We start from the raw sequence: 21777 nt of genomic DNA, 5'->3' as shown, positions 1-21777 counted from the left end.
AGCGAGGTAGTATTTTATCACATAAGATGAAAAAATAAAAGTAGGAGGAGGCTTAATTACCGGCCTTAACAACACTTAATACGACAAAGAATGCGGCAATATTATCGGATAAATTTTTACGCCCTTATCTGCAGCAAGTTTATCTACATCTTCTTTTGTTACCTTGCCTCGAGGTTTGGGATGGGGAGGCGCATCTCCTATAAGAATAAGTTTTTTATCCACATCAGCATCTAAGGCACGCCATGACTGACGAAGTCCTAAAAAGATACCTTCATATACGGCTTCGGGAATATCCCTTCCTCCGAAAACTTTAAAGCCGTATAAGGCTTTTTCAAATTTTTTTAAGTTATCGGTAAAAACGCAGGCTTCCCGCACTAAAAAGTCTTCACGGTAATCCTTGTATAAAACCAAGGCTATTCTATAGGTTTTATACTGAGGCAGAGTCTCGGCAAGCATTGAGCTGATATTTTTACGAACCTCTTCAATATCATCCTTCATGCTTTCAGTGGAATCTAAAGCAAAGAGTAAATCAAGCTGGTCCTTTTCTCCTTTTTTTAAAATTTCTTTTATTGTTGGAAGAATATCCTCAGGCCCCTTTGCATAGATCATTTCTCCTTCGGTTGTGTCGGCTAAATCCGTAAAAGTTTTTACGGCCTCATCACTGTAAGAAAGATCAGGAGGCGGAACTTTTTCAACAGGTTTTTGGGTTACCCGCAAGGTAAAAGGATTATCCTGAAAATTTCCCGTATAATCTCCATAAGGTTTTGCAAAGGTTCTTATATTAAAAAAGGTTCCATCTTTTACTTCGATTTCGCCGCTTCGCGACCAATCATACCCGTACAAAATTATATAGGGAATCCAAATATGATAGGCCTCCCCCAGAGGCGTGTTTTTTTCGGGAGTAGAATCTATAAGACTGTAAAGTTTTTTTTCGGGCAGCAAAAATTCACCGTTTAAAAGCCTTTTTTCATCTCCGTTTATTTCATTATAATTGGGATCACGGTAGGCATAGTTATCCAATTTTAAATCAGGATCCTTTGTCGTCTCCGTTAAAAGCACGCTTTTTATATCGGGTTTGGCTCTTATGTATAAATGATAGCCGCCCTTTGGGTTTTGTATAACGAGCAAATCTTCTTTTGAAAGGCTCAAGTCCTCAGCCTCAAGAAAAACAGAAAGAAATCCGACAACAAGAATCCATAAAAACTTTCTTTTTTGCATATATTAATTATCGGATAGAATTTTTATTTTGTAAATAGAAATTTTATGCAAAAAATATTTTATAAATCATCCTTTAAAACCGCATAATAACAAGTATCAACCCATTTTCCGCCGTCATATTTAGACTTGCGAAAATGTCCTTCCATTTTGAGTCCGGCCTTTTCCAGTAATTTTCTGGAAGCTATATTGTCATAATCGCAGCCTGCCCGTTTTTATAGGTTCAAATTTCATAAAAGGCATACTATAAGATTTATGTATAAATTTCAAGCGGGATATTTTTACAAGTGTAAATTATTTCACGGCAGATATTCAGGCAAGATATTCTTTAGAGAATTAAAAAGATTTATCTTGAGCTTGTAGGAGCCGCCTGTCAGGCGGTCGAGTCTTGAGCGGGCTGTTTTGCGGGCAGAGTTTTCTTGAAAGTTGCAGGTGCAGGTAGAACATATATAACCGGCCTGCTCTGAATGGCGGATAATCATGGGGAGGTCTGCAAGGCAGAGAGGCCTTATCATCGTAACGGGATATTTTTCGAATTTTAAGACAGGGGGCATTGTAGACAATATTCCCTTTTCTAAGGAATTCATCAAAAGAGTTTCCAAAATATCATCCAAGTGATGTCCCAAGGCTATCTTATTAAAACCTTCCTCCATGGCAAACTTATTTAGCTCGGTACGCCTTTGGGTTGAACACCACCAGCAATTCATCTTTTCATTAGGTTTTAATCTTCCTAAAACGGAAACGGTTTTTATTGTGAGCGGAATATTCCAGTTTTCAAACATTTTTATTAAATCAGGAGAAAGGGGAGGTGCTATGTCGGTTGCAATGTGCATAGCATGAACTTGAAATCTAGGCGAGGGGCGTTTTAAGCGCATTGAAAAATACTCGGCTAAGGCCGTAGAATCCTTTCCGCCTGAAGCAGCAAGTAAAACTCGGTCTCCTTCTTCTATCATTTTATAATCAAAAACAGCCCTGTCGATTGTTCTAAAAAGTTTGGGGTTTGCCATGTATACGAGAATAATATTTTTTTTAAAAAAAGACAATGGCTTTTGTTTTAATAAGCTGCCTGCCGATAATGAATAGAGGTGTTGTATGAACTTTAATGCGGATATAAAGAATTTGGAAAACATGGGCGAAGGTGAATTAAAAGTTGAACTTAAAAACCTTTTTGATGAGGTTTATGGCGCTTCGCCGGAAGAAGGAATTTTAATAGCCTCTCCTCTTAGTTTGACCCTCATGGGCGAAGAGCTGGATTATAACGGCGGAAATGTTTTAAATTTATGCTGCGATAAATCTATTTATTTTTTTATTAAAAAAAATAACTCGGATAAAATTTCTTTGACGGATTTGGTTTTAAATAAAAAGTTTGAAGGCCTTATAAGCGGACAAGCCGGAAAAAATCAAAATCCGGACAGCAGGAAAGAAGGTTTTGCAAGTTCCATATTCAATATTATTCTTTTAACGATACAAAAAATTAATAAGCATTTTGAAAATCCTTTAAGCGGGTTTGATATAATGGTCTTCGATAAGTTACGCTTTAAAACAGGGCAGACCTCTTTACCGGCCTTTGAAGCGGGCTTTTGTACGGGCCTCATATCTCTATTTAAACTTAAAGAGAACTTTAAAGCTATAGCCTCGCTCTGTCTGGAAGCCGAGCATGAAATCTTAAACACAAAGAGAGGCCTCTCAAATCAAATATCTTCTTTTTCGGCAAAACAAGATGCTCTTAATTTGTTTGACTCTAGGGATCTTTCTTTTTTAAGTCTGCCTTTAAATTTAAGTGAATATGGAATAGTAATAATAGGTACCCGTTCAAATAGTGAAGCTTATAGGGCTTCTTCCAATATCCGCTACATGGAATGTGAAGAAGGCCTGCGTATCTTAAAAAACAAATTAGACTTGGATCATCTTTGCGAAATAACCGAGGCGGATTATACATACTATCAGCCCAGTTTTTTGGATAAGACAATTATGCGGAGGGTAAAGCACTGCATTACCGAAAACGCAAGAACATCTAAGGCGGTAATAGCTTTAGAGAAAGGAGACATGGATCTCTTGGGAAAACTCCTTTGTGAATCCCATATTTCGATGCGGGATGATTTTGAGCTTATGAGTACCGAACAAAATATTCTTTTTGAAACAGCGATTATTCAAAGAGGATGCCGAGGAGCAAAGTTAGTCGGAAATACCGAAGGCTGCTATATTTTGGCCTTGGTAAAAAAAGATGCTCTTGATGAATTTTATCTTGAGGTACATAAAAGGTATTTTGAAAAAACAGGAGACAGTCCCGAATTTTTTGAATTTAAAAGTGCTGCAGGAGTCCGCATTTTATAAAAATAGATATAAAACAAAAAGAGGTGTTTTAATGAGTTTAGAAGCTCGTTAAAACACCTTCTTTTTTGCTTAAGATTGAGTGAAGTGCCTTACACGCCTCTTTCGCTCATTATAACTTTTATTTCTTCTTCATTGATTCCTACCATGGCAGGGCCGAGGTTTTCTGAAACCTCTGCTAAGACTGCAGGATTATCGTAATTTTTTACGGCCTTTACGATGGCGGCAGCTCTTTTTGCAGGATCGCCCGATTTAAAAATTCCGCTTCCGACAAAAACGCCGTCAGCACCGAGGTGAACCATCAAGGCTGCGTCTGCGGGGGTTGCAACTCCTCCTGCCGAAAAGTTTGGAACGGGGAGCTTCCCGTGCTTATGCACATATTCTACAAGGGCATAAGGTACTTGGAAATTCTTTGCTGCGACATAGAGCTCATCTTCACGCAGGGTTGTAAGTTGGCGCATTTCGCTTTGGATTTGGCGCATGTGTTTTACAGCCTGAATAACGTCTCCGGTTCCGGCCTCACCCTTTGTGCGTATCATCTTTGCACCTTCTTGGATCCTTCTTAACGCTTCTCCTAAATTTCGGGCACCGCATACAAAGGGCACCTTGAATTTGTTTTTATCTACATGGTAAACCTCATCTGCCGGAGATAAAACTTCGGACTCATCAATAAAATCGATACCGATGGCTTCCAAAATTGAAGCTTCTACAAAGTGACCGATTCTAACCTTTGCCATAACGGGAATCTTTACAGCCTTTATGATTTCTTTAATCATCTTAGGATCGCTCATTCTTGAGACCCCTCCGGCTGCCCTTATATCGGCCGGAATTCTTTCGAGGGCCATGACTGCAACAGCTCCTGCATTTTCTGCAATCTTTGCCTGTTCGGGGTTGGTTACGTCCATAATGACTCCGCCCCTTAGTTTATCTAAAATATCCACAAAAACCTCCATAAATGTTTAGAACGGGTGCAATTATACCGCAAAGCAGGGATAAGTTAAAGTAGGGTATCATTTTAACTTGTAGAGTAAGTAAAAAATTTGACAGTGCAACTATTTTAAAAAGTTCGAATTTACGTGATTTAGATATTTTATCGGTAAACTTTGCTCATTGTTCCCTTCAGAAAAGAAACAGTTATTACAGACGTTGATTAAAATGCAAATCAACACCGAGATATGTTTAAAAACAGCCATCATATAAAAATGGGGCAGCTTGAAAAAAATTCAAGCTGCCCCATTTTTATTAAAGATTTCGGTTATTCATAAACCTTATTTACCGCCAAACAAAGACTTAATAACTGATGAAGCATCGCTTGAACGGAGCATTTCTGAATCGCCGAGTTTAGCACCAGGATGGCGTCCGGCCTGCTCGGGAGGATTCTTATATTTTATCGCCAAAGCAGTACCGATATATTCAACTTCCTTTGTAGAACCGGTAAAATAATCAAAAATGCTTGAAGAACTTTTGTTTGCAACATCAATGCGGACATTTATAATATCATGAGCACCCAGCTTTTTAGCTTCGGCAATGAGCATATCATAAGTAACCTTTGACCCAGTGCTTGATTTGCTAAAACGGAAAGGTCCTACTTTGAATACTTCTTTTGAAGTTACACGTACAATACCGACTGGTTCAAAATCTTTTACCGAGATTTCAGCATAATCCGACCAACCAGTTTTATTGGTGGTTAAATCAGTCGTTGTACATCCAACAGTTAAGAAAGCTATACTTGTAAAAAGTACCGCCACTACAAGAAAATTTTTCTTCACATTATCCTCCTGATATCCATTATTTATTATGGATAAGATAAACTAATATTTACCTCAGCGTACTTGAAATGAATAAAAATGTCAAGATATCGATGTGAGAACAGCTTCTTAATAAATAATTTAAACGAAAATTTATATAGCATAAATATTTTTTTTGTGCTAAAATAACAGTTTAGGAATTAGGGTATCAAACTATGCAAAATTTAAAAAGACTTTTATCGTATGCGAGAGGGCAAAGCCGGCTTTATCTGCTTGCCCTTATTTTTACGCTTTTTTCGCAAGTGATTGTTGCCATGCAGCCCCAGCTAATCCGAATTACAATAGACTCGGTAATAGGCGGTGCCGCCCTGCCTGCGGGCTTAATATCCCAAGTGGTTGCCTTGTTTAAAAATCACTTAAACGGAACAAGCGGTCTTATTGTGATGGCCTCCTTGGTAGTTGCTTTTTCACTTATAAGGGGCCTCTTTACATTCGGCAGAATAAATATAGCCAGTATTGCAACCGAGCGCTCAATAAAGACCCTTAGAAACAGGTTGTACAATCATATTCAGCTTCTTCCTTATTCTTATCATTCAAAGGCAGAAACCGGAAATTTGATTCAGCGATGTACTTCTGATGTTGAAACCATCCGCTTGGCCCTGTATTCTCAGATAATGGACACTATAAGTGCCGTGTTTTTAATAATTTATACTATTTACCTGATGGCTCAATTAAACACAAGCTTGATGCTTATTTCTTTTTGCATTATGCCTTTAACATTTTTTTCGTCGGTTATATTTTTTAAAAGAATTCAAAGTCAATTTAAAAAAGCAACAGAGTATGAAGCTTCAATGACTACTGCAATACAGGAAAATTTAACAGGCATAAGAGTCGTAAAGGCTTTTACCCGCCATCAATACGAAATAGAAAAATTTATTAAACGGAGCGAAAGATACCGCAATCAGAATTTAAAGATCAACAACAGCTTTGCCGCTTTTTGGGCATTTTCCGATTTTATTTCGATTGCTCAAGTTTTTGTAGTAATCCTTTACGGAAGCCTTCTTGCCTACCGCAATGAGATAACTGCGGGTGATTTAGTAGCCTTTATTTCCTATACGGGAATGTTAATTTGGCCTGTCCGCCGTTTAGGCCGAATAATAAGCAATATAGGTAAATCATTTGTTTCTGCAAACCGTATTGAAACTATTTTAAATGAAACGACAGAAGATATTTTTCCGACAAACGAAAAACCCGAAATTAGGGGAAACATAGTTTTTCATTCCGTTTCGTTTTCTTATCCCGAAACGCAAAATCAAAAGATACTCGACAATGTTTCTTTTAGTATTAAAAGCGGACAGACCCTTGCAATCTTAGGGCCTACAGGTTCGGGAAAAAGCTCCCTTGTACATTTACTTGCCCGTCTTTATGAATATGATTCCGGTTCTATCAAAATAGATGGAAAAGAATTAAACACTATAGACAAGGGCTGGATAAGGTCTCAGGTCGGGCTTATTTTACAGGAGCCTTTTTTATATGCCAGAACAATTATGGAAAACATTAAATTAGCCGTGCCCGATGTTTCGGATTCTTCGGCCCGTCACTTCTCAAAGGTCGCTTTTTTAGATGATGAAATAAATAAGTTTGAAAAAGGCTATGAAACCTTAGTCGGCGAGCGCGGAGTATCTTTATCTGGAGGCCAAAAACAAAGACTTGCAATTGCCAGAACCCTCATCAAAGATTCTCCCATTATTATTTTTGATGACTCCCTTTCGGCTGTAGACACCCAAACGGATATCAGCATCCGTTCTGCTTTAAAAGAAGAAAAGGGAAGCAAAACAATGATTATAATTTCGCATAGAATTTCAACTATTTGCGATGCGGATAATATAATCGTTTTAGAAAACGGAAAGATAAGCCAAGAGGGAACTCATGAGCAGCTGATAGCCCAAGAAGGTTTATATAAGAGAATTTACGATATTCAAAGTGCTGTACAAGCTGGAGTGTAATTTAAGGAAATAAAATTATGGAAGATTTTGATATAGATAAAGATAACGAGAAATTTAAAAGCGGAGTATGGAAAAAGGTTCTAAAAGAATTCGGTTATTTTAAGGAGCTGCTGGTTCCGGGCATTCTTTTGGGCGGTCTGACAGGGGCATTGGATGTTGTTCAGCCTAAGATGACTAAATATGTTCTAGACACTTTTGTAAAGGGGCGGGATTTAAGTAATTTTAATGCTTCAATCATTTTTACAGGAGTGTTCTTACTGATTTCTGCTGCCACTACCTTTTTCTTTATAAAATTTGTAGGTTATTTGGAAATAAAAATGTGCCACCGCCTGAGAACAAGGTGTTTTACAAAATTGCAGACTCTTTCTCTTTCTTTTTATGATAAAAATGCCGTCGGATGGCTTATGTCAAGGATGTCATCCGATATAAATAAATTATCCGGTATTGTTTCATGGGGAGTAAGCGACCTCTTTTGGGGTTTTTGTATGATGATAGCTGTAATAATTGCAATGTTGGGAGACAGCCCGAAACTTGCCCTAATCGGTTTGGCTACATTGCCCGTAATTGTGCTTTTCAGTATTTATCTTCGGGGTAAAATCTTAAAAGCCCAAAGACGGGTGCGCAAAATAAATTCTCAATTAACAGCCTCCTACAATGAAGATATTCAGGGGGCTAAAACTACCAAGACCTTAGTTCGTGAAGAACTTAACGCAAAAGAATTCTTGTCTAAAACCGAAGAGATGAAAAAAGCATCTATTATGGGTATCTTAATTTCTTCTGTTCTTATGCCGACCGTTCAATTAATCGGCGCTGTCGGAACGGGTTTAATGGTAATTTACGGCGGAATTTCGGTTATTTCGGGGGCCATTACAATGGGCTTGCTGGTTGCATTTTTTTCTTATGTTACTCAGTTTAATGCTCCCTTGGCTGAAGCCGCCGATCTCTTTGCCGAATTTATTTCGGCTCAGGCAGCAGCTGAACGTATCTTCGGGCTTCTTGAAGAGGAGTCCGAAATTAAGGACAAGAATGAGGTTATAAAAAAATACGGCACAGCCCTTTGTCCCACAGGAGAGCAAATGCCGCCGATTAACGGCAGTGTAAAATTTGAAAATGTTTCCTTTTGGTACAAGGAGGGAGAACCTGTATTAAGCGGTTTTAACCTCGATGTTGAAGCGGGACAGACTATAGCCTTGGTCGGGGCTACGGGAGCCGGAAAATCTACCATCGTAAATCTTTTTTGCAGGTTTTATGAGCCCAAAAGCGGACGCATCCTTGTAGACGGCATAGACTATACGGATATGAGCGAAAGCTGGATTCACGAAAACCTAGGCTATGTGCTTCAGTCTCCCCATCTTTTTTCGGGAACAATTGCAGAAAATATCAGGTACGGAAAATTGGATGCAAGCGATGAAGAAATTATTGAGGCTGCAAAGCTGGTAGATGCCCATGATTTTATAGTTAAAATGGAAAAGGGTTATGATACGGAGGTCGGAGAAGGCGGAAGCCTCCTTTCTACAGGACAAAAGCAGCTTGTTTCTTTTGCCCGCACCTTGGTAAGAAACCCGCGTCTTTTTGTTTTGGATGAAGCGACTTCTTCTATAGATACCGAAACCGAACAAAAAATTCAAAGCGCCATTACGACCGTATTGTCGGGACGCACATCCTTTGTTGTAGCTCATAGGTTATCTACAATCAGAAATGCTGATAAGATAATTGTTGTTGAAAGCGGAAAAATGATTGAGTGCGGTAATCATGATGAGCTTATGAAGCAAAAGGGTCATTATTATGAGCTTTATACCCATCAGTTTATCAGTGAAGAGCAAAGATCTCTGAATATAAAGAGTTAAAAATTATTCTCATTGCTGTTGTCTTTTTACAATTATAAGTGTATAATGGAAAAAGGAGGAATTGAAAATGCAAAAACTCTACTCAAAAATATTTATCGCAATTTTATGCACGGTCTTTGTTTTAGGCTGTAAATCGACTCCGGAGCAGATTCCTGACACTAGATCGGCTTCTGCAAAGATATCCATTAATTCGGTTACATGGATGATAGAAAGGCTGGATCCTTCTATATGGAATGGAACGCTTAAAAACAATGGAGAAATGTTTATAAGCTTTTTTATCAGCTATACCGGTTCCTTTAATACAAATGATGTTAAAAAGCTTCTGGTAGAATCTCCTGTGGATGTGTGGGCCTTAAACGGTTCTCAACTTGAAAAGATTACCGAGGTTGATGATAGAGCTAAAATCGCTTCAGTTAAAAGGCTTCAATGCGGAGAAGGTATCGGTTCAGTCCCCCTAGGAAAGTGGAAATTCACTTTAATTGATAAAAGCGGTAATAAATACGAGCAAATTTTAAATGTTGCCGGTTTTGAAAAAAAAGCTGATGATAAGACATCCGAGGCTAAGTCGGAGGAGGACTCTATCGCAAAGGCTGAAGAAGAGCCGGAAGAGATAAAGCTTATTGTTCCTCAATCCTCCGGTAAAAATGAAATAGCGGCTCTTTCCGTTCCGAAAATTAAATCGGTTTCTAAAGATGCTGATTCTATGGAAATCTTTTTTTCAGTAAACGATGAACGGGTAAAAAACGGATATTTTTGGTTCGATGTTCCGGGTGAAAAATATTATAAAGATTCCGGTTCTATGATAGACGCTGCCGGAAAACCGGTAAACGGATGCAGAGCTTTTTCAAAGGACGGAAAAGACTGCCGCTATATTCTACGCAAGGATGATTCCAATTCGGACTGGTTTGATAAAATAACCGCCTGTTTTTTTGTTGTTTCGGATACAAATAGAGTAGCTTCTCCTTGGGAAGAGAGAAATAGAACCGTAAGTGCCAAGGCTGAAGTCAAATAAACTATTTTTTAAGAGGAAAAGATGAAAAAGAGATTGTATAAATCATCAAGAAATAAAAAAATTTTGGGCGTTTGTGCAGGTATTGCCGAGTATTTAAATGTTGATCCTGTTTTAATTAGGCTCTTGTGGATTATATTTGCCCTTGTTGTGGGCTCAGGAATCATTGTATATATAATAGCGGCTATAATTATGCCCTATGATACCGAAATCAATGATGATGATAATGATAATGAAGCGTATGAATACGCTCCTCGTGATTGACATATTTTGTAATGGTGTAAAGCATTAAAAAGCTGTCTTTAAAGACAGCTTTTTTTATTCAAGATTACGAGAATCATAGTTTGGATAGACTTCATGTTCTCTTTGCGTTTCAGTGTAAAGAAAGTCCTTAATGTTTTTAAAAAGAATATCGTCCTTCTTAAATAATCCTATTTTTCCTTTTTTCCCTTTTAAAAAAGCGTCAAACCAAGATACTGTTAATTCTGTATACCGGTTGAATATTTTTTCGTCATATCCCCCTGCAAAGGGCGCTATATAAATATCCAGGGCTCCATTATGTTTTACATCTTTAAATGATAAAAAGCAGGCAGGATTTTCTTTGTTTAGATTTGTAAAAAAGCGGTATGTTTTTTCAGGATAGGCTGTTATATCGGCTTCGGAGGTTAAAAATAGAACGGCAGCTTTAATTTGCAAAAATGTATCGCCTAGGTCTTCATTGGCGCTTCCTACAGCTTCTATAAGATGAGATGATCCGTTATAAGCATGAATTGCTGCAACGGCTTTAACTTGCGGCATAAAATTGGCATAATACAGTGAGGCGGCTCCTCCCATTGAATGAGCCAATAGGCCTATATTTTCCGTATCGATTAGCCCATATAGGCTGTGTTCCGGATCCTCCGTTTTTTCTTTTATCAGTTCGTAGGCTGAAGAAAAAGCCGGAAGCCAATCTCTAGGAAGAGCTTGGTTCTTAGAGGTAAAAACTGCAACTGCATAACCGTTTGAGGCAAGATAACGGCCTATAGATAAAAAGGCATATTTTGAATTACTCCAGCCATGAGTGATTAAGATGAGAGGATATTTTCCTTCTTTTTTAGGAATGTAAACGGTAATCTGTCCTTTTAAATTTATATTGTCGGAAAGACTTTTGTCTATACGGTTGTCTTGTACTAATTCCTTATAAACATGATTAAAGCCTATACGTTTTTCGTCATTATAAGCTCTTAGATCATAAGGTCCTTTAAAAGTCTGATTTCCTTTATTTGCGTTGAAGTGCAAACATGATGTATTCAATAATAATACTAATACTAAGATAATGTTTTTTTTGATTCTCATGACTTTTTCCGCGTTTAAAATTTTTTTACGGTTTTGTAATAAAAACCGATTAAAAGAATCTTTTATGATCTTCTGCAGCCCTTACAAGACCGTCAACCAAGCCCGGTTCCATACTGGAATGTCCGCCGAATAAGACTATGTTTAAATTCGATTTGGGTAATTTTTTATGTAGTTTGTAAGCAGAAAAAGGAGGACAGTCCATATCATATCTTCCTTGCACGATAGTACAGGGGATATCTTTAATCTTATCGCAATTGTTTAGGATGTAATTATCATCTTTAAAAAAACACTTATGTAAAAAATAATGACATTCTGCCTTGGCCATAGCAAGGGCTTCGTCATCGCTCATATCGTAGACAGCCGGAAAGAGTCTTACGAGGGCTGATTCCCAACGGCTCCAGCTATGGGCAGCTTCAAGTGAAAGTTCTTTATTTTCTCCGAAAAGGCGTTTTGAATAAGCCCTCACCAAAGAGCTTCTTTCTTCTTGCGGAATAAAATTTTTATAGGCTTCAAAATCTTCAGGGAAGAATTTAGAAGCTCCGCCTTCTTCGTAAATCCAATCTATTTCTTGTTGTGTTCCTAAAAAGATTCCTCTTAGGATTATAGATACAACATTATCGGGGTGGGCGATAGCGTATATTAGGGCAAGGGTGCTTCCCCAGCTTCCTCCGAAAACCATCCACTTATCGACATTTAAATATTTTCTCAGCTTTTCGATATCTTCAACCAGATTTTCCGATTTGTTTTCTTTCATCTCGCAAGGCGGCAAACTTTTGCCGGCCCCCCTTTGGTCAAATAAAACGATTCGGTAAAATTCGGGATCAAAGTATTGGCTTGCAACGGGAATGCAGCCGCCTCCGGGGCCTCCGTGTAAAAAAACTACGGGTTTTCCTTTGGGGTTACCGTATTGAGCATAATAGATGCTATGTATATCGGATACTTTTAAAAAGCCTTCGTCAAAAAGCGGTGTTTTTTCATATAAAATTTTCATAGATTACCTCTTATACTAAACCCTATGATAACTTTTTTGTTGAGGAATTTCAAGGTACCATTGATTTCCGCACGGAAATCAATTTTACTAAAAACTGCCGATAATGTAGGTATGGAAATAGAAAATATATTTGATTACTTTAACGACATCAAAATAATAAGCAATTACGACGGATATTTTTACAGCGTAAATGAAGCTTTAAAAATATTACTACTTGGACTTCTTTGCGGCCGTAAAAACATTAGAGAAATACACGAATGGGCAACTGCCGACATTATAAAAGATAGGCTCAATAAAGAATTCGGCATAAAAAAGATACCTTGCTATTATTGGCTAACCTGTCTACTTAAATTGATAAACATAGACTCATTAAACGAATGTTTTATGAATATGGCTGAGGCTCTTATCAAAGAATACGGTACAGAAAAGCCTCTTACAATAGCGATAGACGGAAAAACTATCCGTTCAACAGATAAAATGAGCAGCTATGAAAGTCCGCTGCACATAGTCTCTGCACAAGTTGCAGAATTTGGTATAACATTGGCACAAAAGTGTGTTAAAGGAAAGACAAACGAGATACCTACGGTTCAATCTCTTATAAAAAACTCTTAATATAAAAGGGCATATAATCGTTGCAGATGCCTTAAATTGTCAAAAAGAAACGGCAAAAATCATAAAAGAAGGAAAAGGGGACTATTTATTGTCGGTAAAAGGGAACCAGCCTTTATTAAAAGCGGATATTGAAGAATATGTTCAAGATGAAATTCTAAGAAAACAAATGGACACAGCTTGTAAAAGTGAAAAAAATCGTGAAAGAGTTGAAAAGCGAACAGCCTTTTGCACAACTAATTTAGGTTGGATGGATAATACAGATGAATGGGAGGGGGTTAAGCTGTATTGGAGCTATTCATTCAGAGTTTAAGAGTAAGAAAGGAAAGAGTGATGAATGGCATTATTATATTTCGAGTAGAAAACTTACAGCGCAACAGCTATTGGATATAGCAAGAAAAGAATGGGTTGTAGAAACCATGCATTGGTTATTAGATGTTCATTTTAGAGAAGACTTTTGTCGGCTTTTAGATAAAAATCTACAACAAGCCTTGAACATAGGACGGAAAGTGGCGTTAAATTTGGTCTCGCGATACAAACAAAAAAATGCACCTAAATCTTCTTTGTCACACATTATGTTTAAAGCTCTCATGGATATATCTTTTATCAAAAAAATATTACAAAATTGATTTCCATGACCCTGTGTGACTGGCTATTGACATTTGCATAAAATAGTGGTAGCATTTTTAAAACTTAATTTACTGTAGATTACAGCAGTTTTATTTTAGGTTAGTTTATATAAAATTACATATAAAAATTGTTTTACAGTTTAAAAATTATACATAAAGGAAAAAATATGAAAAGGGCATCATGGATACAGGCATCTATTTTAGTACTCTTACTGATATCGTTTTCGACTTGTTCACAAGCTAATAAAAGAAGCGAATCTGCTTTTGGAGCTTTTTTCCCCATTCCGCCGGATATTACAACAATTGACGGGGATGACCCATATCAAAATAATATAATCCCGCCGATAGCTGATATTTACTGGGATAATACCCTATCTCAAATAGGATATGCTAAGAATCAAAATAATGAGATGAAAGCATCTGGTGAATTTGTTCAATTTTATAGAGCAATAGCTAATTTATCAGCAGGTGCAAACTACCGTCCTAAATATTGGACATTGCAGCCTGATAAAAGCGATCTTCTAAAATGGACAGACACCGAATATCTTGCACCTGGAGAACGCCGATTCTATGTCGAAGGAGGCCGCTTTGAAAACCAAGAAGCAGGCCCCTTAACTATGATTTATAACAGTGACCTAATTAATCCAAAGAATTTAACTGTTGTTATTACCGACCTTGAAGAACAAGGTTTAAATATGAGTCTTTTGGCGGATTTAATTAGAAATAAACTTTTAAAAACAGACGATTATGCTGCTGCCGTTATAGCGATTAAACTTCCTTTTAACGGAATAAATTATAGACCAGATCCCGCAGCACTGAACCGAATGGTAAATGTACAGTGTAATGGATATAAACCTCTTTATGCTATAATTTCGGGGCAGCAGGAAGCTGTCAGCTTATTTATTAGGCGTTTTTCGGAACAAACAGAAAATTTGGATATCAAATGGAATATCTTAACCACTACCCAAAGTGGAAAAATCCGCCCTATACAGCTTTCAAATATTACAATACCGCAAAGTGTGCATCGCAATGAACTTACAAGATTTATAAAAAATAAATATAATATAAAAGATAAGATAATGGTCGATAAAGATAGGAGAGAAACCTCCATTTCCGTCCAAGACCGTATATGGAATTTGCAAAATAGAACAGATAGGATGGTCGAGCATTTAGGTTTAGAAGAAAAAGGGGAGCTTAAACATATAAATACTCAGCTTGAAACCTTTATATTTGAATATCAGCCTGAAATGCCTCGTAAAAAAAACGATAATTGGATATGGCGGCTTAACTTAAATTTTGATATGCCCCAAAACTGTTCTATAGAGGAACTTAAAACTGAAATAAAAAATTACCGATATCTTACAAAAAATGAATCAGAAGATGTTTTAAAATGGCAAAAAAATAATCTTTTTATAAGCCGTGATATTGAATCCTTTCAACCGGTCTTATTAGAAGATGCAAAAACAGTGCAAGTTAGCATACTTCCAAAAAATATTAGTGCGGCAATGGAGTCATCTGTAATATGTTTTGATATAATCGTAAGGGTTAAACAAAAAATTGAAATACCTCAATGGGTAAATGAATTTGATAATGCCGATTTTAGCAATTTAAAATTGAATCAGGATAGAACCCCTAATTTTAAAAATTTTATAAATAATTTGCTTAAAGGTGAAGCTGCAGAACAAACAGTATATACAAATGATGAATTTGTTAAGATACCTGTTGTACTCTTCAATCTGCCCCAAAGCAAAACAAATAAGAGGAAATAAGAATGAAAAAACAAACATTGAATTGGCTTCTGGCTTTAGGCACTTATATTACAGCCTGTCTTCTTGTAATATTATATTCATATTTAAGCAATATAATTTATCTTGATGGCGGAGATAATGCGGAAGATGAAATAATTTTTATACTCGGTATTATCATTGCAGTTTTAATAGGAGCCTTTGGATTAGGTTATTCTCTTTTATTCTGGTTAAAAGAGAGAAAGGCTGCTGTGGAACATTATCAGAATTATCTAGGATATGGTTCAAGGATTACAAGCGGTCTTATAGCATCTGTTATTACCGGTATTATTCTTTTTCTGTTTTTTTATTTTACAACTTCTCCAATAAGCAGGGTAGACATATATGAGTCGTTTTTAATTACAAGTCTACCTGAAGCCATATGTTTTTTTGTCTTTTTAATTTTTGTAAATATATTTGTTTTCATTTTTTTAAAGCCACGCCCCTAGTTATTTGAGGCACTATAATAAAAAGAGAGGTCAACAATGTCCGAAAATACAATGTTTGTTTGTTTAGGTGGAACAGGAACACAAATAGGTACCGCTATAGGTCATTTATATCCATTACTTAAAGAGGCAAGAATTGCCGACAACGGTAGTGTATATAAGATGTTTATAATGGATAAAGATACACGCGGTAAAAATTATGAATACTGCGTAAATACTGCAAAAAATTACGGCTTATTTTATGAAAGTCTTCCATTTGATTCAGAGCCTTTACCACCTTATAACTTAGAAAAAGGAGTTTATCAAGAACTTCAACATAATGCAGGAATACTAAACTCCAACTATACGGTAATGAATCTTATAGGTGAAGATGATTTAATGCAAAAGTTAGCAAATATGTGCTGGAAGGAAGAAAAACAAAATGAACTTTTGCGTGACGGAAATAATAGAGATCCGTCAAGAGGAAGTCTTGATGCTAATGTGTGTTTAGAGCATTTTGAACAATCGTCTCTTTTTAAAGAACTTGAGGAAACTGCTAAAAATAAGGCTATAGAAAATCTTAGGCTTGTTCTTCTAGGAGGAATAACAGGCGGAATGGGTTCATCCTTAATTGTTCCTTTAGTAAAAAAAATAAAAAATTACTACAATAAAGATGACCCAGATAAAATTAAGATTTTGGAAAAACTCCGTATAGATTTAGTACTTTTAGGTACATATTTTTTAATACCTGTTAATCCCGATAAAAAGCGAAAAGTGGATGATATAGGTGAAACAATTGATTCTTATTATCGTGTATGCGATCAGTTACGGGAACTTGAAGAAGACCTGATAAAAGAATTTCCTAACGACCCTTGGTATGTTTATTACGCAGCCATACCTCTTTTTGATGATATCTGCGGAGAATTTCAAAAAAACGGAGCATCAAAACGCTTTTCTCATCTTCTTGAGCTTACAGCAGCCTTATCCTCTTTTGCTCTCAAATCAGTTGCAGAACCAGGTTTATATCAAACAGTATTGCCTGCTGATGAAAAAACAGGAAACCTAAATATAGGTTGGGGAGAACTTCCTTTAGGAAACGATATTAAGATATCAGCAAAAAATTTAATGCGGCTTATAAGTATTATTGTATGTCAATTATACCCTCGCTTTTCTCAAGAAGCAAAAGATCTTAAAAAAGATGTGTATGTAAAAAAGTATATTAAAAATCCTCAAAATGATATGCAAAAAATAGAGGCAATACGGACAATGCTGAAAGAATGGTTGACATATCTTGTACCCTACTTTGAATTTTGGAATGAGATACAAAACTATTCAAAGTTTGGAGGTGCAACAAACATAGTTTTGGATTTTTTCACGGCTGAAGACATGAAGGATTTATCAAATTATTTTTCTGAAATATTTACAAATCCTTTTGCAGCATGGGAAAATAAGCCTATTAACAAAATGCCCTTACTGAAGGATTCATGGATGAATTATCTTTTTGATTTTAAACAAGATAAAACCAAACTAAAAAAACTTCTAGAAATCGAAGATAATACAAAAGAAATTTTCTTTTTAATGATAAAAGATATCTATAAAACACTGGAAGCAAGAAAGGAGGAATAAATGCGTCTTACATCGTATGAAGATAAAAGTGCCGTAACCCCTATAGGAAAACTTGACAGCAACACGGCTGAAGGCTTAAGAACAAGCTATAGTCAAACGGAAATGTTTGCAAAAAAAATAACGGATACACCGCCTGAAAATACAAGATCAAACCCTGCAGATCGTATAAAGCGTTTTAGGGAAGCTATTTCATGGAAAAATAATGAAGAAAAGAAAATAAATGTTTTAAAGTCTGCAATGTATAAAAAAAGTGCTATTTTATTCATACATTGTGTACTTGCATCTGCAAGCGGACAAAACATTAGTCTTAAATCGGACAAAATAAGCAAGCTTACACAAGAAATAAAATATCCGGGGCGTAAATATTTTTTAGATGAAATAAAAAAAGCTCTATACGGCAATGAAAATGAAAATCCCGGAATAAAAATGAATAGGGATGACATAATATCTATATACAATGATCAGGAACTTATAGGCCTTTTATCATCGGCAGGACCTATACCATCTGTGGATTATATTTTTAATTTTAAAAAACTAAAAGTAGACAATTCTGCAGGTACAAAAACAATTCTTGACAGTCTTACGGATCAAGATAAACAAATAATAAAATTTTGGCTTAATGAAAATATAGAACTCGTAAACTCTTGTTGTATGTATGAGGAGATAAATAACAATTTAAGCGATGTAGTGGTTTCTGATGCCGTAAAAGGAAATTTAAAAATTGATAAAACAGAATCACAAATGCCTTGTTTTCCTGTTATGAAAAACTATCAAGGTGAGATGCTTACGGATAGTATTTCGCTTATTCCGATGGTAGATGAAAATGCTAAGCTCGGTTATGATATAAAACCGCTCATGTTGGAATTTCAAGATCTGTGCTATGCTTTTATTCCGCCTATAACCGAAAAAAACGTTGAATGGACAAAAAATGATTCTTTTGAAATAAAGTCTATAGCTATCGATGATGCGATAATTGTTGAAAATAAAATAACTTCAGTAACAATAAATTGCAAAATAAACATAGATAACTTAGATATTACCGTTTCTAAGATTTATGAAGGTGGGCAAATACGTTATATTAAGCGTTTTCCCGTTCTCTCATTATTCGGACCTGCTCCGAAATTCGGCTGGATAGCACGCCGTAATTTAATCCCTGAGGCAGGTGAATATCCTTCACCTCTTGTTAATGACTCCGTAGCAGCTATTGATGGGCTTAATGATATAGAATTTTCAGGGCTTCAATTTGATAAAATTGAAAGTGACTATTTGATGTATTGCGGTGAAATACCGAAATGGCTTGGTATTAAAGGAAACGGAAACTGGCTTGGGGCATTGCCTTTAAGGGTTGTTTCCGAGACAGAACAGCTGGATTGGAAAAAAGCGCCTAACTTTATACACAGAGAACTTCCATCTCAAAAACGAATGAATGTTGCCGTTGATATAGGTTCTTCACGATCTGTTGTTATATTTTTAGAAGAAGGAATGCGTGAAGAAGAAATAAAAAAGGTCTTAATTGAAGAAGGTCAAGTTTTAAGTGTACCTATAACAACACCTCTTGATGATAAGCCGGATAGAGAAACACAGTTTAGCAATACAAAATTTCAAAGTGAAAAACAATATGAGGTCGTACAAGGTAAGACTCCTGTCGGCATAATTGGAACTCCTCTGCTTTATTCAAATACGGGAAATGATTTATTATTATATAAATCAGGTAAGCTCATTCTTTTAAATCCTAAAACCGTTTCCGAAGCAGGCGGTAAAAACATTACCTCCGATATCAAATCTAATGTTGAAGAAAAAAGAAATGAGATGGAGCTTTTAATTCAAGGTATTTTAACTATGATAATAGACCGTGCTGTACATTTAGGATGTTCCGAAATCAATATACGCACAGCCTACCTTAAAGAACAGCACGAAGCTATGAAAAGTTGTTGGGATCACGCTCAAGAAAGCATTGAAAAAAGAATGCCTTATTTACGACCTAAGATAAACATTGATTTATATCTTCCCGAATCACTGGCAATAGCAAATAGAGTATGTCACAATAATGCCTTCCACACAGGTTCAGGAGCTGCTTTGATTGATATAGGAGACCTTTCAACAGATATAGCTTTATTTAAAAATAAGGCTTCAAAAGATTCAAGTGCCGATGCATCAAGTGTTTCTTTGGTAACAAACTTTTCTATTAGGCTTGGAGGCCATAAAATAATTTTACAGCCTATATGGGATTATCTTTATTTTTCAAAATACAAAAATGTTGAAGACTTTTTTAAAGTTGACATGCGGGACAATTCAAACCTTATTGATATTGTGAAAAATTTAAATGAAGAACTGATAAAACAACGCTCTGAAAAACATATTGATGTCAATAAAGCCCGTAATAATCTTCTTTGCTTAATTAACCGTCTCCAAAAAGGACAAATCCCTTTAGAGTTACAAAATCTTTTTGATCTTGGCTATCTTGCTGAAATAGTCATATTAAAGAACTTTGTCAAAACTATGACAAAGGGAGATGGGACTTTCGATATCCACCTTTTCGGCGGAGGGTCAAGTCACTTTACCGGCCAAAAAGACGGATTTAACTGCGGTGCAGTTATAGGAAGGATTTGTGAAACATATGACAGAAGTGCAGATGGCGATATTCTAGCCTTGGGCTTACTTTCGGGAGCTGACGGCAAAATGCATAAAAACATAGAAGCTGCTGCTGCTGAAGCTAAAAAGGAAGCTCAAAATTATATAAAGACCGTAAAGAAACAGCCCATTGTTACAACAGCAAGTGCTAAAGAACTTAAAGAAAGTTATGCACAATTTATTGAAGCTGCAGAAATTTTAAAACCGTCATGGTACTTCAAAGATAATTACGGTAATAATCTTGATGCCCGCTGGGTTTTAAATGTTGAGGATAAACAAGAACGCACAGCTTCTTATGAACCGCTTGACTCGTCTTTATGGAGAGAAAATTTTGAACCTGCTATGGACTTTGCAAGAAATTGCCGAACGGATAGTATGGAAATATTCAAGATTTTATTTTCTTACAAAATGGCATATCTAAATGCCGTTGCTTTTTACAATGGAGAAAGATAAATAATGAAGATTAATAAAATTCTATTTTTGTTTTTATTGTTTATAACTCTTTCTTTCCAAAATTTTGCAGAAGATGCAGACGGAGGAAAAGATAAAAATCAGGAAAGTAAAACTGAAATTTCTGAAAAAAAGGAAGTGAAGACTGAAGACACCGGTAAGAAAGATGCTGGTGCCAAAACCGATAATAAGGATAAACAAAAGTCAGAAAAATCTAAATCCTCAAGCAATATGTCTAACAAAGGGCATCCTGCAAAAACTGAAAAAGCAGACAGCACAAATGATAATTCCAAAAAACAAGAAATAAAAGAAAAAGAAAGTTTAGATATGTTGAGAGAATATTTAGAAAAAAGCGATCAGCGTTATTCCGAATATGACTTAAAATTAAAGAATCTTGAAGAAGCTATAGAGATATTCAAAAAAAAGAAAATTAATTTGGAAGATAAAATTATTAGTTTGAACAATAAACTGATTATTCTAATAATTGTATTTATCATTTTAATTTTAATCATCATATTGATAACTTGTGTAATTTTACTTATGCGTCCCAAAACTCAGCGGGGATACAGTACTGATGCGGATAGGGTAAGGTCTTTAAATCATATAGAAAACTCTGAAACGGCAAAATTAAAAAATGAGAATTCACATCGGCAAATCTTTTTATCAGACATCCAACGATCAAGCTCTGTTTCTGTAAAAAGACCGGCGGAACCGCTTAAACCCATATCCTCAGTTGACGAAATTACACCTCTTTATCAATCTAAAGAGCTTAGAGAGCAAAGGATGAACAAATCGAAAGGAGATATTTTCTTAGTTATTTCTAAGGCTGTTTTCGAGCATAAATATAGAGGAGGTAAAATATCTCTATCTTCCATAATTCTTGAAGAAGGCGGTTCCCGAGTTTCTGCAATGTTCATCTTAACAAAAGATATGAATTTATTTTTAAACTTTCATTTGTACAACGAAGCTAAGGAGCTAAAAGGCTTAACTAAAGATATTGAAGACATTTTAAAAATGATATATCAAGTTGAAGGAAACATTCAGGGATTTGTAAAAAAATGTTTACCTGCTAAAGTTTCAAAAGTAGGTAATACTTATGAAATTGTAGAAACAGGTAAATTATTAATATCAACATAAATTG

General features: G+C 35.9%; 19 protein-coding genes. 13 read left to right on the top strand and 6 right to left on the bottom strand.

What is annotated here, in order from left to right; all coding sequences use genetic code 11:
- Positions 1-75: 75 nt before the first annotated feature.
- A complete protein-coding gene (locus tag E4N78_RS00470; protein ID WP_255811172.1) occupies positions 76-1218 on the bottom strand; it encodes a vWA domain-containing protein in 1143 nt (380 codons plus the stop codon).
- A gap of 296 nt (positions 1219-1514) precedes the next feature.
- Positions 1515-2222 (bottom strand): tRNA 2-thiocytidine biosynthesis TtcA family protein, encoded by a 708-nt coding sequence (locus tag E4N78_RS00465; protein WP_255811171.1) that lies wholly within the window; start codon positions 2220-2222, stop codon positions 1515-1517.
- A gap of 85 nt (positions 2223-2307) precedes the next feature.
- Between E4N78_RS00465 and E4N78_RS00460 the strand changes: the two genes are divergently transcribed.
- Positions 2308-3549, top strand: coding sequence for a galactokinase (locus tag E4N78_RS00460; RefSeq protein WP_255811170.1), 1242 nt, complete (start codon positions 2308-2310; stop codon positions 3547-3549).
- Positions 3550-3638: 89 nt separating this feature from the next.
- Here E4N78_RS00460 and pdxS read toward each other — a convergent pair whose 3' ends face one another.
- Complete coding sequence (gene pdxS / locus E4N78_RS00455) at positions 3639-4487, bottom strand: pyridoxal 5'-phosphate synthase lyase subunit PdxS (protein WP_442267881.1); 849 nt, start codon at positions 4485-4487, stop codon at positions 3639-3641.
- Between the two features lie 327 nt (positions 4488-4814).
- On the bottom strand, positions 4815-5315 hold the full coding sequence (locus E4N78_RS00450) for a hypothetical protein (RefSeq protein ID WP_255811168.1): 501 nt from the start codon (positions 5313-5315) through the stop codon (positions 4815-4817).
- A 194-nt stretch (positions 5316-5509) separates the two neighbouring features.
- Here E4N78_RS00450 and E4N78_RS00445 point away from each other — a divergent pair, with 194 nt between their 5' ends.
- The 4 genes from E4N78_RS00445 to E4N78_RS00430 all read left to right on the top strand — a co-directional run bounded on the left by E4N78_RS00445 (position 5510) and on the right by E4N78_RS00430 (position 10420).
- On the top strand, positions 5510-7300 hold the full coding sequence (locus E4N78_RS00445; protein ID WP_255811167.1) for an ABC transporter ATP-binding protein: 1791 nt from the start codon (positions 5510-5512) through the stop codon (positions 7298-7300).
- Positions 7301-7317: 17 nt separating this feature from the next.
- Entirely contained in the window at positions 7318-9147 is a 1830-nt protein-coding gene (locus E4N78_RS00440) for an ABC transporter ATP-binding protein (RefSeq protein WP_255811166.1), read from the top strand.
- A gap of 67 nt (positions 9148-9214) precedes the next feature.
- Positions 9215-10159: a hypothetical protein gene (locus E4N78_RS00435; RefSeq protein ID WP_255811165.1), complete on the top strand. Its 945-nt coding sequence runs from the start codon at positions 9215-9217 to the stop codon at positions 10157-10159.
- A gap of 21 nt (positions 10160-10180) precedes the next feature.
- Positions 10181-10420, top strand: coding sequence for a PspC domain-containing protein (locus tag E4N78_RS00430; protein WP_255811164.1), 240 nt, complete (start codon positions 10181-10183; stop codon positions 10418-10420).
- 54 nt (positions 10421-10474) lie between these two features.
- Here E4N78_RS00430 and E4N78_RS00425 read toward each other — a convergent pair whose 3' ends face one another.
- Positions 10475-11491: an alpha/beta hydrolase family protein gene (locus E4N78_RS00425; protein WP_255811163.1), complete on the bottom strand. Its 1017-nt coding sequence runs from the start codon at positions 11489-11491 to the stop codon at positions 10475-10477.
- 49 nt (positions 11492-11540) lie between these two features.
- Positions 11541-12482 (bottom strand): prolyl aminopeptidase, encoded by a 942-nt coding sequence (pip, locus tag E4N78_RS00420; RefSeq protein ID WP_255811162.1) that lies wholly within the window; start codon positions 12480-12482, stop codon positions 11541-11543.
- Positions 12483-12506: 24 nt separating this feature from the next.
- Between pip and E4N78_RS00415 the strand changes: the two genes are divergently transcribed.
- From E4N78_RS00415 to E4N78_RS00380, 8 genes are all read left to right on the top strand, one after another.
- Positions 12507-13094 carry an ISAs1 family transposase gene (locus E4N78_RS00415; protein ID WP_255811161.1) on the top strand — a complete coding sequence of 196 codons (588 nt, stop codon included), beginning with the start codon at positions 12507-12509 and terminating at the stop codon, positions 13092-13094.
- A gap of 1 nt (position 13095) precedes the next feature.
- The gene (locus E4N78_RS00410) at positions 13096-13404 is read left to right on the top strand and encodes an ISAs1 family transposase (protein ID WP_370645016.1); all 309 of its coding nucleotides are present in this window, start codon (positions 13096-13098) and stop codon (positions 13402-13404) included.
- Positions 13355-13720, top strand: coding sequence for an ISAs1 family transposase (locus E4N78_RS00405; protein ID WP_255811160.1), 366 nt, complete (start codon positions 13355-13357; stop codon positions 13718-13720). The genes E4N78_RS00410 and E4N78_RS00405 overlap by 50 nt, the downstream gene beginning before the upstream one ends.
- 167 nt (positions 13721-13887) lie before the next feature.
- On the top strand, positions 13888-15489 hold the full coding sequence (locus E4N78_RS00400; protein WP_255811159.1) for a hypothetical protein: 1602 nt from the start codon (positions 13888-13890) through the stop codon (positions 15487-15489).
- Between the two features lie 2 nt (positions 15490-15491).
- Positions 15492-15953: a hypothetical protein gene (locus E4N78_RS00395; protein WP_255811158.1), complete on the top strand. Its 462-nt coding sequence runs from the start codon at positions 15492-15494 to the stop codon at positions 15951-15953.
- 36 nt (positions 15954-15989) lie between these two features.
- Positions 15990-17555 carry a hypothetical protein gene (locus E4N78_RS00390; protein ID WP_255811157.1) on the top strand — a complete coding sequence of 522 codons (1566 nt, stop codon included), beginning with the start codon at positions 15990-15992 and terminating at the stop codon, positions 17553-17555.
- The gene (locus tag E4N78_RS00385; protein WP_255811156.1) at positions 17556-20639 is read left to right on the top strand and encodes a hypothetical protein; all 3084 of its coding nucleotides are present in this window, start codon (positions 17556-17558) and stop codon (positions 20637-20639) included.
- Positions 20640-20642: 3 nt separating this feature from the next.
- Complete coding sequence (locus E4N78_RS00380) at positions 20643-21773, top strand: hypothetical protein (protein ID WP_255811155.1); 1131 nt, start codon at positions 20643-20645, stop codon at positions 21771-21773.
- Positions 21774-21777 lie beyond the last annotated feature (4 nt).

Origin of the sequence: Treponema denticola, assembly GCF_024400535.1 — a bacterium.
Taxonomy (GTDB): domain Bacteria; phylum Spirochaetota; class Spirochaetia; order Treponematales; family Treponemataceae; genus Treponema_B; species Treponema_B denticola_C.
This window is presented reverse-complemented; position numbering and strand designations above follow the sequence as displayed.